Annotated in this window: 10 protein-coding genes and 1 rRNA gene; 7 read left to right on the top strand and 4 right to left on the bottom strand. The window is 41.6% G+C overall.

Annotation, left to right across the window (positions count from 1 at the left end):
• The 6 genes from rrf to N7974_RS18885 form a co-directional block, all read left to right on the top strand.
• Positions 1-82: ribosomal RNA gene (gene rrf, locus N7974_RS20925) — 5S ribosomal RNA — on the top strand; the annotation flags it as partial.
• A gap of 258 nt (positions 83-340) precedes the next feature.
• Positions 341-1,738, top strand: a complete 1,398-nt coding sequence (gene leuC / locus N7974_RS18905) for a 3-isopropylmalate dehydratase large subunit (protein ID WP_262967105.1) — start codon at positions 341-343, stop codon at positions 1,736-1,738.
• A gap of 23 nt (positions 1,739-1,761) precedes the next feature.
• The gene (gene leuD / locus N7974_RS18900) at positions 1,762-2,373 is read left to right on the top strand and encodes a 3-isopropylmalate dehydratase small subunit (protein ID WP_262967104.1); all 612 of its coding nucleotides are present in this window, start codon (positions 1,762-1,764) and stop codon (positions 2,371-2,373) included.
• Positions 2,374-2,457: 84 nt separating this feature from the next.
• Positions 2,458-3,078: a uracil-DNA glycosylase family protein gene (locus N7974_RS18895; RefSeq protein WP_262967103.1), complete on the top strand. Its 621-nt coding sequence runs from the start codon at positions 2,458-2,460 to the stop codon at positions 3,076-3,078.
• Positions 3,079-3,176: 98 nt separating this feature from the next.
• A complete protein-coding gene (locus tag N7974_RS18890) occupies positions 3,177-4,721 on the top strand; it encodes an alpha-isopropylmalate synthase regulatory domain-containing protein (RefSeq protein WP_262967102.1) in 1,545 nt (514 codons plus the stop codon).
• A gap of 234 nt (positions 4,722-4,955) precedes the next feature.
• Positions 4,956-5,510 (top strand): DUF2058 domain-containing protein, encoded by a 555-nt coding sequence (locus N7974_RS18885; RefSeq protein WP_262967101.1) that lies wholly within the window; start codon positions 4,956-4,958, stop codon positions 5,508-5,510.
• Between the two features lie 51 nt (positions 5,511-5,561).
• Here N7974_RS18885 and N7974_RS18880 read toward each other — a convergent pair whose 3' ends face one another.
• Positions 5,562-6,185 (bottom strand): thiol:disulfide interchange protein DsbA/DsbL, encoded by a 624-nt coding sequence (locus N7974_RS18880; RefSeq protein ID WP_262967100.1) that lies wholly within the window; start codon positions 6,183-6,185, stop codon positions 5,562-5,564.
• A 69-nt stretch (positions 6,186-6,254) separates the two neighbouring features.
• Positions 6,255-6,941: a c-type cytochrome gene (locus tag N7974_RS18875; protein WP_262967099.1), complete on the bottom strand. Its 687-nt coding sequence runs from the start codon at positions 6,939-6,941 to the stop codon at positions 6,255-6,257.
• Positions 6,942-7,054: 113 nt separating this feature from the next.
• Between N7974_RS18875 and yihA the strand changes: the two genes are divergently transcribed.
• Positions 7,055-7,684, top strand: a complete 630-nt coding sequence (gene yihA / locus N7974_RS18870; protein ID WP_262967098.1) for a ribosome biogenesis GTP-binding protein YihA/YsxC — start codon at positions 7,055-7,057, stop codon at positions 7,682-7,684.
• A 155-nt stretch (positions 7,685-7,839) separates the two neighbouring features.
• On the opposite strand, the gene polA is transcribed toward yihA, so the two are convergent.
• Positions 7,840-10,554 (bottom strand): DNA polymerase I, encoded by a 2,715-nt coding sequence (gene polA, locus N7974_RS18865; protein ID WP_262967097.1) that lies wholly within the window; start codon positions 10,552-10,554, stop codon positions 7,840-7,842.
• Positions 10,555-10,965: 411 nt separating this feature from the next.
• The gene (locus N7974_RS18860; RefSeq protein WP_262967096.1) at positions 10,966-13,074 is read right to left on the bottom strand and encodes a RelA/SpoT family protein; all 2,109 of its coding nucleotides are present in this window, start codon (positions 13,072-13,074) and stop codon (positions 10,966-10,968) included.
• Between the last annotated feature and the right edge of the window lie 278 nt (positions 13,075-13,352).

Below are 13,352 nucleotides of genomic sequence, written 5' to 3'. Positions count from 1 at the left end.
CCATCCCGAACTCGGAAGTGAAACCGCTTAGCGCCGATGATAGTGTGGCAGTTTGCCATGCGAAAGTAGGGAATTGCCAAGCGCTTAAATTAAAAACCCAAGATAACCTCTTGGGTTTTTTTTTGCCTATTAACCTGAAAAATAGTACGTAAATAGCATTATTGAAAAATATAATATTTTACTCAGACTATATAGCCAAACTGAATAACCCTGAATTGCAAAGCAGGGCTATTATGAGAGATAATGTTCGGCTATGCATAGTCTGCTATGCTTGTCGGATAAATCCTGTAACACGCCATACGCTCAATAAAGAGCCTGTATGTAAGCTTTGGAAAACGCTATGAAAAAGACCATGTACGAAAAGATTTTGGACAGCCATCTTGTCGTTGACGAGGCTGGACAGGCTCCTTTGATTTATGTTGATCGCCATCTTATGCATGAGGTAACCAGTCCTCAGGCTTTTGAAGGATTGAGATTGTCTGGACGTAAAGTGCGTAATCCACATAGCATATTAGCTACGATGGATCATTGTGTACCTACCAAAAATCGTGATCTGCCTATTGCAGATCCGATAGCCAGGAAACAAATCGAAACTATGGCTGAAAACTGTCGTGAAAACGGTTTGAATCTATATGATATGAAAAATCCAAATAACGGCGTAATTCATGTCGTGGTACCTGAGCATGGTTTTGTTCATCCAGGCATGGTCGTTGTTTGTGGTGATAGCCATACGGCAACTCATGGTGCCTTTGGTGCACTTGCGTTTGGCATAGGTACATCCGAAGTAGAGCATGTGATGGCTACCCAGACGTTGCCACAGAAAAAATCCAAAACCATGCAGGTCATAGTTAATGGTGAATTATCCAAATATGCTTCCGCAAAAGATATTGCCTTGGCAATTACCGGAAAAATTGGCACGGCAGGCGGTACCGGTTATGTCATTGAATACACCGGTTCGGCGATTAAGGCACTTTCTATGGAAGGCCGGATGACCTTGTGTAATATGGCTATTGAAGCGGGTGCCAGAGCCGGTTTAGTCGCGCCGGATGAAAAAACCTACGAATATCTTAAGGGCCGTGAATTTGCACCTTACGGTCAGCATTGGGATCAGGCATTGGCTTATTGGAAGACTTTGCCCAGCGATGAGGGTGCGGTATTTGATGCAACTGTCACACTTGATGCTGCCGACATTGCTCCTCAAGTTTCCTGGGGAACCTCTCCCGAACAGGTTGTCGGAGTTGATGGTGTTGTTCCTGCTCCAGAAAGCTTTGATGATGAAATAAAACGCAAAGCGTGTGAAGGTGCATTAGCTTATATGGGCTTGACACCAAATACCAAAATTACTGATATTCCTGTTGATCTTGTTTTTATTGGTTCTTGTACCAATGGACGTATCGAAGATTTTAGAATAGCTGCACAAATAGCCAAAGGTACAAAAGTAGCCAAAGGTGTCACAGCGATTGCTGTGCCAGGTTCCTATCATGTGAAACAGCAGGCTGAAGAAGAAGGCTTGGATAAGATTTTTATTGATGCGGGTTGGGAATGGCGTGATCCGGGTTGTTCCATGTGTCTGGCGATGAATGGTGATGAACTGACCAAAGGCCAACGTAGTGCATCGACTTCAAACCGTAATTTTGAAGGACGCCAAGGTAAAGGTGGGCGTACGCACCTTGTTTCACCTGCAATGGCAGCTGCAGCTGCAGCAGCTGGTCATTTTGTCGATATTCGCAACCTTTAACACACAGGCAAACCGGAGAAATTATGGAACCGTATAAAAAACACGAAAGTATTGCTGCTTTGATGGATCGTAGCAATGTTGATACTGATCAGATTATTCCCAAGCAGTTTCTAAAAAGAGTTGAACGTAGTGGCTTTGGCGTACATTTATTTCACGACTGGCGTTTTAATGATGACGGTTCGGATAATGCTGAGTTTGAACTAAACAAACCTGCATTTAAAGGCGCCAAGATTCTGGTCGCTGGCGATAATTTTGGTTGCGGTTCTTCTCGTGAACATGCGCCATGGGCGATTGCCGATTATGGTTTTAACACCATTATTTCTACCAGCTATGCCGATATTTTTTATAACAATTGTTTTAAAAACGGCATCTTGGCGATAAAGGTTAATAAAGAGCAACTGGACAAACTAATGGCAGAGATTAGTAGCAATGAAGGTGTGCGCTTTGTGGTTGATTTGGAAAACCAGCAAGTTATCACGCCGGCAGGCAATGGTTTTACCTTTGATATAGACCCGTTTCGTAAAAGCAATCTATTAAGCGGCTTGGATGACATAGGCTTGACTTTGAAGCATGTCGACAAGATCACCGAGTATGAAAAACATCATAAGGAAACTTATCCCTGGTTGTGGGCTTAAGGATTTTAGATTGCCGGGTCGGGATTTACTTAAAGCGTTCATCCCGGCTTACGCGCTTGGCTTTTAAGTTATACCGGGGTAAAAATGGATAGCTGGAAATTTACACCTTATGATATTAATCAATGGAATAAGGCAGAGGAAAGAATACTTTTTGTTGCATCTGAACCAAATGGAGATAAGCCCAATAGCGGAATTTTAGATATGGGAGATTGGTTTAGAACTGCGGCACCAAAAAATAAGTATCACAAAAATAAACCGTTTTTTAGACGATGTGAAATCATGATAAACGGTATAAGTGATAAAAATACAGGTAATGTATTTGATAATTTCAGATTTATGGCTTTGAAGGCAACTCAGGGTGGCCCAACGCCAGGTTCAAATACTGTTTCGGATTATGTTACAAACAATATGAATGAGGTAATTAAGTACTTTAATTCTACTGATAAGAAGTTTGGCTTGGCTCCCCATATAATCGTGTTATTGGGTAATACAGCACAATCAGTATTTATTGGTTATATTAGAAAACAGCTGATAAATGATAAGTCTTTAAAGTGGATAGCCATGCCACACCCATCAGCACAAATAGAATATGATGGCTTGGAAAATGCCAGTAAAAAAATCAGGGAACATCTCAAGCCAATCAATGAAGACGCTGAAAAGTGGGTTTATCAACTGGATAATTTTGATGACTGGAGAAGTATTTAATAGCCGTGTCGGGTTAGTATGTATGATAAATAAAGCTGATAGCCGAACCTTATTATAGGTAACTAAAAATCAATCATGAAAAATAACAGTCACTAACTATGCCCACCGATTCCAGAATCATCCAACTGATGGACACCACCTTGCGTGATGGTGAACAAACTCAAGGCGTTTCTTTTACGCCCACAGAAAAAGTACATATTGCCAAAGCCCTGTTACAGTCATTAAAGGTTGACCGGATTGAGGTTGCCTCTGCACGGGTCTCTCAGGGCGAAAAAGAGGCGGTCACCAACATTAACCAATGGGCACAACAGGAAGGTTTCGTTGGTTGCGTTGAAGTACTTGGCTTTGTTGATTATACCAAAAGTGTTGACTGGATTTTGGAAACGGGTGGCGGGGTAATCAATTTACTGACCAAAGGCAGCGAAAAACATTGTCGTGAACAGTTGGGAAAAACACTGGCTCAGCATACTGATGATGTTTTACAAACTGTTGATTATGCCCTTGAAAAAGGTCTTAAGGTTAATGTTTACCTTGAGGATTGGTCAAACGGGTATCAAGACAGCCCCGATTATGTTTATGGTTTAATGGATAATTTGCGGTATTCGGGTATCAAGCATTTCATGTTGCCGGACACACTGGGTGTTTTGTCGCCCGAAGAGGTATTTAATAACCTGAGCGATATGTGTAACCGTTACCCGGAATTACAATTTGATTTTCATCCCCATAACGATTACGGACTGGCAACCGCTAATGTCATGGCGGCCGTTCGGGCTGGTGTAAGCTCTATACACTGTACCATTAATTGTCTGGGTGAACGGGCCGGTAATGCTTCACTTGCTGAAGTTGCCGTAGTATTGCGCGATAAGATGAATATGCAGTTATCTATTGATGAGAGGCATATTGTTCGTATCAGTAATATGGTTGAAAATTTTTCCGGAAAACGGGTTGCTGCCAATGCACCCATTATTGGTGCTGATGTCTTTACACAAACGGCAGGGATTCATGCTGATGGCGATCAAAAGGGCGGTTTATATAAAACCAAATTGGGGCCGGAACGCTTTTCTCGTACCCGAAGTTACGCTCTGGGTAAAATGAGTGGTAAAGCCTCATTGAAAAAAAATCTGGAACAGTTAGAACTTGATCTCTCCGAAGAAAATCAGAAAAAAGTGCTGGAACGAATTGTTAGTTTGGGCGACTCAAAACAAACTATTACCACAGATGATTTACCTTTTATTATCGCCGATGTACTGGAAAGCAAGGATTATCAGCATATAAAATTGCTGAATTGCTCCATTACCAGTGGTCTTGATTTAGAGTCGACAGCCAGTATTCGTGTCAATGTAAACGGCTCCAAACATATTGCTTCAGGTTCCGGTAATGGAGGTTTTGATGCTTTTATAGACGCCATTAACAAGGTGATGAAATTACATCACTATACTTTGCCGGCCTTGGCTGATTACGAAGTGAGAATTCCAAGGGGCGGCCATACCAATGCTTTAACCGAGTGTGTCATTACTTGGAATTGCGGCGAGAGCTTACGTAAAACCCGTGCTGTACATGCTAATCAGGTTTTTGCCGGTATTTTGGCGGCGCTAAAAATTATTAATATGCAGTTGCATGAATTTGATGCAAATCCTGCTTAAAAATATCGGGTAGTTAATAGACTATTCAACAAACTTAAGGTTACTCGCAAAAAATATCCCCCGAGTTGTTGCGTTAATTAATCCCGGTAGAAGCGGGTGGGCACACTCGCGGGCTTTGCTAAAAAGTCGAATAACTTGCCTTTTTCTTACGGGATGATAGATCAATAGTGTATTCCTGACATAATTTTAAAATAAACTACACCCTATAAATTTATAACGTGAGAGATTTGGTCGATGAGTAAACAAAAGTTATCCTTACAGGAACAATTATTAAAATCCGGTTTGGTGAGCTCTGCTCACGCTAAAAGCGCTAAATCCGATAAACGAAAACAAACTCAGCAGCAGCGTCAGAATAATGTAACAGTGGTTGATGAAGCCAAAGAGCTGGTTAAAAAAGCACAGGCAGAAAAAGCGGAAAGAGACCGGGAACTTAACCAGTTAATCAAGCAGCAAGAAGAACAAAAACACCTCATTGCACAAGTTAAACAATTAATTGAATTAAATCGACAGCCTAAAGACGCTGATGGAATAGCTTATCATTTTAATGATAAAAATAAGGTAAAGACATTGTATGCCTCTGAAACCATGCGGGATCAAATTATTCGTGGCAAACTGGCTGTAGTAAAGTGGGGAGCAAGTTATGAAGTGGTTTCGTCTGAAGTAGCAAAAAAAATAAGCTTACGTGATGCAGGTAGTATTATTGTTCATAATGAGCTGATCGCCAGTACCGTTGATAATAATGACGATCCTTATGCGGGTTATCAAATCCCGGATGATTTGATGTGGTAATGCCATATTGCAAATAAAAGGGGGGCAAATCTATATTGGCCCCCGGTACTATTATTTTTTAGCACTTTCCTGTTTAATCAGCTGATTGATAATTTCAATCATCTTTTCATGAGATCCGGCCAAGGTGCCATTGGTTTTGTATTTACCATTAATAATGATGGCAGGAACTCCGGTTATACCGTAACGAGCCGCCATGAGAGGCGCCTGACGCATTTTGGCGTCGACGACAAAAGAGTTATAAGCTTCTTTGAATTGGCTTTCGCTAACACCATGTGCTACAAAAAACTTGGCCAATGCTTCTTCAGTATCGAGACTTTCTTTTTTGTTTTGTACCGCATCAAATAGATCGGCATGAACTTTATCAACATTTCCTAACGCTTCAGCGGTGTAATAAGCTTTGGCATGTTTACTCCAAAGTTCATTAAATGCAGCGGGTTGACGGATAAATTCAACATTTTCAGGCAGATTTTTTGCCCATTTTTCAAGTAAAGGTTCAAAGCTGTAGCAATGTGGGCAGCCATACCAGAAGAATTCAATAACTTCAATTTTATTCGGGTTTTGAGTGGGTTGAGCCGGTGAAAGTGTTTCATAGCCTACTGCCGGTTCAGCTTTCAACAGAAAAGAGCCGGAAAACAATAAGACTAACACAACAGATTGAATAATTTTTTTAAGCATAATTTGGTTCTCAATAGAGAGTAGGTTTGGTGAACATAATAAAGCGATAACTGCCCAGATATTTCTGGCTTATTTCATCATTGAAATACGATAAGAAACCGCTTTGATTTCTTCATCAGTCATTTTTTTGGCAATCATGTGCATCATATTGTCAGGGTTATTACTACGTGCACCAGATTTAAAATCGGTCAGTGTTTTTATCAAATAATCAGCATGTTGTGATTTTAATAACGGAAATGCTGCGGGTTTGTTACCTTCGCCAAACGGGCCATGACAGGCAATACAAGCGGAGACTTCTCTGGTTAAATCGCCATTACGATACAAGTCACTGCCTTGGGCAATAATGGTATCAATCGTCGAATTAGCATCTGCTTTTTTCTCGCCTTCGGCAGTGGCAGGTTTTTCATCATCGTCTTCATCCAAAACCGGTAGCTGGTTTGCCGACACTTCTTGTGTCGCGTAGTATGCAGCGATATTAACCATATCTTCATCAGTTAATCCCATCGCTATTGCCGACATCATGGGATTTTTGCGGGTGCCAGTTTTAAAGGCTTGTAACTGTTTTATAAGGTATGAAGAATGCTGCTGTGCAAGCTTGGGGAATGTTGATACCATGCTGTTACCATTGTCTCCGTGACAACTGACGCAGGCGGCCGCTTTTTCTTTTCCTGCGCTAATACTGCCCTCTGCATGTAAAATACCTGAAGTACTGGTAAACGCCAGGGCTAGTGAAAGTGCCAGCAGTTTTTTTTTCATCGGTTTCCCCTTTGGAATAAAGTAGTCATTTTACGGAAGCCTTTAATATATGTATTCAGGCTGCTGAGTGTAGCCGGATTTTACTCTAATTAGCAAGCTTAAGCGAGGCAACGATGAACCCGGTTTATCACCAAGCAAAATTTATTAACAGTTCACCTGATCTTAAAGATACACCTGAAGATCAGGGCAGGGAAGTGGCCTTCGCAGGGCGCTCAAATGCAGGCAAATCAAGTGCAATTAATACGCTGACCAGGCAACATGGTTTAGCCAGAATTAGTAAAACTCCGGGCAGAACCCAAATGCTCAATTTTTTTGAAATTAATGCAACGGAGCGATTTGTTGATTTACCAGGCTATGGTTATGCCAAAGTACCTATAGCGGTCAAGAAAAAGTGGCATGAGTTAATGGAAAAATATTTAACCCAGCGCAAGTCCTTGTGTGGAATCGTATTGGTCATGGATGTACGTCATCCTTTAACTGAATTTGATTGGCAGATGATTGAATGGTGTCAGCATACCGGTTTACCGTTACATATATTGTTAACCAAAGCCGATAAATTAAACTATGGGGCGGCAAAAAATACGTTAATGCAGGTTCAAAAAGAGCTGGGTGATATTAATTTTCCATTGACGATACAGTTGTTTTCATCGTTGAAAAAAACGGGTATTGATGAAGTGCATAAAGCGATTGATCTTTTTTTTATGCCGGTTGATGAGTTTGAATCAGAGCCAGAAGTGGAATAACGTTTAAAAAAAAACCCTAAAATTTAAAAAATACTTTAGGGTTTTAAGAGTAATCAGCCGCTACACTGAGGGGGAACGGCTGATTCAATGCCAAGAAGGCATTGCGTGTCTACGACTTTAAGCAGGCATAAAAGTTTCAGAAAGATTAAAATTTTTTAATGCGCTTCGTCCCAGTTATTACCCACTCCTATATCAACAATCAGCGGTACACTTAAATCAACAGCTGAACTCATGATGTTTCTAATCATGGCGCTATAGCCCTCTACTTGGTCCTCTGCCACTTCAAATACCAGTTCATCGTGAACTTGCATAATCATTTTGGCATCCGGTTTTTCTTTAAGTAACCACTCATCAGTACCAATCATGGCGCGTTTAATAATATCGGCCGCCGTGCCTTGCATGGGGGCATTAATAGCAGTACGTTCGGCATATTGGCGGCGCGCAGCATTACGTGATTTTATTTCGGGCAAATACAAACGCCGACCAAATAAGGTTTCCACATAGCCCTGTTCGCGGGCTTGATCCCTAATACGGTCCATATAATTTTTAACGCCCGGATAACGGGTAAAATACAAGTCTATATACGATTGCGCCTGACTACGTGACAACCCCAGTTGTTGCGCCAGACCAAAAGAAGACATCCCATAAATCAGTCCGAAGTTAATCGCTTTTGCTGAACGGCGCAAATCAGTGGTCACTTGATCAACAGCTACACCAAATACTTCTGATGCTGTTGCCTTGTGAACATCCTCGCCAGCGCTAAAGGCTTTTAGCAAGCCGACATCAGCAGATAAATGCGCCATAATCCGTAATTCAATTTGCGAATAATCAGCCGCCACGATTTTATAGCCTTGCGGTGCAATAAAGGCTTGTCGTATTTTACGGCCTTCTTCGCTACGGATGGGGATGTTCTGCAAGTTGGGATTGGAAGAAGATAATCTGCCGGTAGCGGCTACCGCTTGATGATACGAAGTGTGTACACGGCCGGTTTTGTTATCAACCTGCTGTGGTAGTTTGTCGGTATAAGTCGATTTTAATTTGCTTAAGCTACGGTGATCCAGAATCAGCTTGGGCAATGGATAATCAAGCGCCAGTTCTTGTAGTACCGACTCCGCAGTTGAGGGTTGGCCTTTAGGTGTTTTCTTTAAAACAGGTATTTTTAGCTGGTCGTAAAGGATTTCCTGAATTTGTTTGGGCGAACCTAAGTTGAAGGTATGTCCTGCGAGGTCATGAGCCAGTTGCTCAATAGCGACAATATGATTGGCTAGTTCCAGACTTTGTTGAGACAGCATTGCCGTATCAATCAGTACGCCATTGCTTTCAATACGCGCAAGCACACTGATTAGCGGGACTTCTATTTCTGAATATAAGGTCAGCAGGGCTGGGTGCTGTTGCAGCTTGGTCATTAACACTTGATGTAGTTGCAAAGTAATATCCGCATCTTCAGCGGCATAAGGAGCGGCTTGTTCGATGGTTACTTCCTGAAACGGAATTTGTTTGGCGCCCTTGCCGGCAACGTCTTCATAATGAATAGTTGTCAATCCTAAATATTCTTTGGCAAGATCATCCATATTATGTTTGGTTGCCGTGCTGTTTAAGACATAAGATTCCAGCATGGTGTCATGAGCGATCCCCCGTAGGGTTATGCCATGATTGGCAAGTACATGCGCGTCATATTTAAGGTTTTGCCCCAATTTGGCTTTATGGGGGTTTTCAAGTAGTGGGCGGAGTTTTTCCAGTATTTCAGTACGATTTAGCTGGTCAGGTGCACCTGCATAATTATGGGCTAACGGGATATAAGCGGCTTTACCAGCAGTTACCGAAAAGGAAACGCCGACTATCTCTGCTTTACTGTAATCAAGGCTGGTAGTTTCGGTGTCAAAAGCAAACAGTTGCGCATTTTCGAGTTGTTCAAACCATTGATCAAACTGCTGATGGGTCAGTATGGTTTCATAACTGGATTCGATAAGAGCCGGTTTATCTTCTTCTTTAACATCGATGGCTTCTACCTGATTATCGAGCATTTTAAACCACGATAAAAATCCCAGTTCGACTAACATTTGTTTTAGTTCGGCCGTATTTATGGGGTTACGTTTTAAATCCTCCATGTCATAAGGTAAATTAAGATCACATTTAATGGTTGTCAGTTGTTTGGCTAACGGCAGTTGATGCAGGCTGGCTCTCAAGCTTTCACCAATTTTACCGGTAATCTTATCGGCATTGGCGACCAGATTTTCCAGGGTTTCGTACTGTTCCAACCACTTTGCTGCCGTTTTTGGACCCACTTTGGGTATGCCTGGAATGTTGTCGCTGCTATCGCCCATTAATGCCAGATAATCAATAATCTGTTCCGGCTTGACACCAAACTTGTCGATAACACCCTGAATATCCATGCGCGTGTTGGACATGGTATTTTCCAGGATAATTTGATCGGTGACCAGCTGCGCCATATCTTTATCGCCGGTAGAAATAATGACATTAAAACCTTGTCCTGCCGCATATTGCGCCAAGGCACCGAGTACATCATCGGCTTCAACATCAGGTTCCATAATCAACGGTAAACCCATCGCCCGAATCAGGTGGTGTAAGGGTTCAATTTGTACACGCAAATCGTCAGGCATCGGCGGCCGGTGAGCTTTATATTGATCATAAAGATCATTGCGAAAGGTTTTACCTGGCGCATCAAAAACCACGGTGATGTAGTCATTTTGATAGTCGGCTATCAGTTTCCGCAGCATGTTGGATACGCCGTAAATGGCGTTGGTAGGTTCACCCAGAGGATTGGTTAAGGGTGGAATCGCATGATAAGCACGAAATAAAAAAGAAGAGCCGTCAATCAGAATCAGGCGTTTTTGTGTTTGTTGTGACATGGAATTTAAGATGCAAGGTTAAAGGCCTAAAACTGGATGCGGTATTTTACCCCTTTACTTGGTTTTCTCGTAGGGTTCAAAAATATCGGCTAAAAGTAAAATCTTATTGGCAATCCCATCGATTTTTACAATTTTTCCCTTCGGATAAGGGTTTTCAGAAAAAGCCAATTTGTGACTGTCTGCGCTATATATAATCCCAGATACCATCCCTTCAAGGGATGTTATCTGTATCAACTTAGAGCGATGTGAATTGGAAGTTTAATTTTAATTTCTGAAAGACTATATAGATTCTCGGATAAATAATTTCGATTCTAACGGATACCATCCCTTCAAGGGATGTTATCAGTACAATCTTGCAGCGATATGAATTGGAAGTTTAATTTTTTGAAAAACTATAGGTTTCATATCTCGTCAAGTTTTACGCTTAACCTCCATTATGTTGGGCAAGCAGTTAATTTTACCAAGGACCTGACTTAATTGGCTGGTGTTTTCAATTTGAATAGTCATATTTAAAACGGCAGAAAAGTCAGGATGGGTATCCAGTCCCGCATTTACAATATGAATTTTGGCTTGTGCTAGAATCTGCGATACATTGTTTAGCAAATTTTGTGCATTAAAGGCATGAATCACAATAGGCACGGCATGACTGGCCTTTTTTGCACCCCAGGCAGCCGAAATAAGCTGAGGCTGTTTTTCAATACTCAGCTGCGTAACGTTTTTACAATCTGTGCGATGAATGGTGATGCCTTTATGGTGGGAAATATAACCGATAATTTCATCACCCAGTACCGGTGAACAACAGTGTGCAAACGAAGTTTCTACATTATCGATACCGGCCACCGAAATCACCGATTTTTCTGAAAGTTTTTTCGGCCGGATTGTGACGGGTAGATCTTCAAGTTCGGGTATTTTTAAATAGCCGGCAAGTTGTCTGCTATTAATATCGCTACGGCCTATCGCCTCAAGTAAAGCATCAGTATTGGGTTGTTTAAAATAGCTCAACATGTCGACCATGTTCAGCATTTTTAAGCCCAGTCGCTTACTTTCCTTGTCCAGAATGGTTTTGCCACGCGCTATATTTTCTGTTTGCTGCTGATTTCTAAACCAGCTTTTTACCCTGCTGATAGCTCGCGTTGATTTTAAATAGCCCAGATTGGGATCTATCCAATTATGGTTGGGTGCGCCCTCTTTAGCGGTTAAAATTTCTACCTGTTCGCCGGATTTTAGCGTATAGGTTAATGGCACAATCCTGCCGTTTATTTTTGCTCCACGGCAACGATGGCCTATTTCAGTATGAATGGCATAAGCAAAATCCAGTGGGGTTGAACCTTTTACCAGATCTATCAATTTACCGGCGGGAGTTAAAATATAAACCCGGTCATTAAATAATTCACTACGGAAATCATCGCTTAATGCCTCATCGCTGTGTTTTTCTTTCAGCAATTTACGTAAAGAGGCAACGCGTTTTTCCATCTCAGTCGTCGGTTTGCCACCTTCTTTATATGACCAGTGCGCTGCGACGCCAAGTTCCGCATAATCGTGCATTTCCTGGGTGCGAATCTGTACCTCAATACGATTGCCTTGTGCATCTAAAATGACGGTATGCAATGATTGATAGCCGTTTTCTTTAGGATTGGCAATATAATCATCGAATTCTTTGGGAATGTATTGCCATAAACCATGAACAATACCCAATACGGTGTAGCAGTTGGTTAAGTTGTCAACGATCACCCGTACTGCCAACAAGTCATACAATTGATCTATATTCAATTGTTTTTTCTGCATTTTTTTCCAAATGCTGTAAATATGTTTGGGCCTACCATAACAACTACAGCTTATATTTTCTTCTGTGAGATGTTTTTGTAACAATTCAGTAAAACTGCTAATACAATTTTCTCGCTGCTCACGATTATTGGCAAGAGATTTGGCAATCTGGCGATACGCTTGCGGCTCCAAATACCGGAAAGCCATATCTTCAAGCTCCCATTTAAACTGATGAACACCCAACCGATTGGCGATTGGCGCGTATATATCCAGTGTTTCCCGGGATATAAAGTGACGCATCTCATAAGATTCTTTCGGTAAATTACGCAGTCGATGAATCCGGTAAGCCAGTTTGATTAATACTGCCCGCACATCCTGGGTCATGGACAATAACATCCGCCGTAATGTTTCGGCCTCATTGGGCTTTTTGGTCATTTCCGGTGAATAAACCGTTAATGTATTCAACCAGTTAACATCTTTTACCAAGGCATCAATGGTGTCACCAAACTGCGCTTTAATATCAGGTTGGGGCTTGAGTTGTGATAAACGCGGATCACTTAATATTGCCGCGAGTATGGTTTTAAAATCTACATTGTAATCGCGTAAAATTGCCGCAACCTCAATGCCTTTAGGTCGGTAATAATGCGGGTCGTCAGGAATGCTCGCGATAATCGCCAAGGCACGATCTATCTGCTCGTCATCGGCAGCAGATAAATTACTAAACAGGTGTTTATTTGGATCAATGTTTTTTTGCATGAAATGATTGTAGACGATTACAGAAACTTGGCAATCAAAAGCCGTCTCGTCAACCATTCATCAGTAATAATTCAAGTTGATATTTACAGTCAATTGAGAGGTGCGAGCTTTTGTAGTAATTGCGCTTGTACTTACCGTTTACTCATTTGTTCTAGGTTCTGTTGACGTTTCACCAATCCGGTAGAATAAGCCATTTTGAATGAAATGAAGCGGATAAAATTAAGTGATGAAGAGTGGACTCGTATTTTGGCAAGCTTAAAAAAATTGCCTGGAGTTCA

It is taken from the genome of Methylobacter psychrophilus, from assembly GCF_025583945.1.
Classification (GTDB): Bacteria; Pseudomonadota; Gammaproteobacteria; order Methylococcales; family Methylomonadaceae; genus Methylobacter_C; species Methylobacter_C psychrophilus.
Note: the sequence above shows the minus strand (reverse complement) of the source record. Positions and strands in the feature narration are given on the sequence as shown.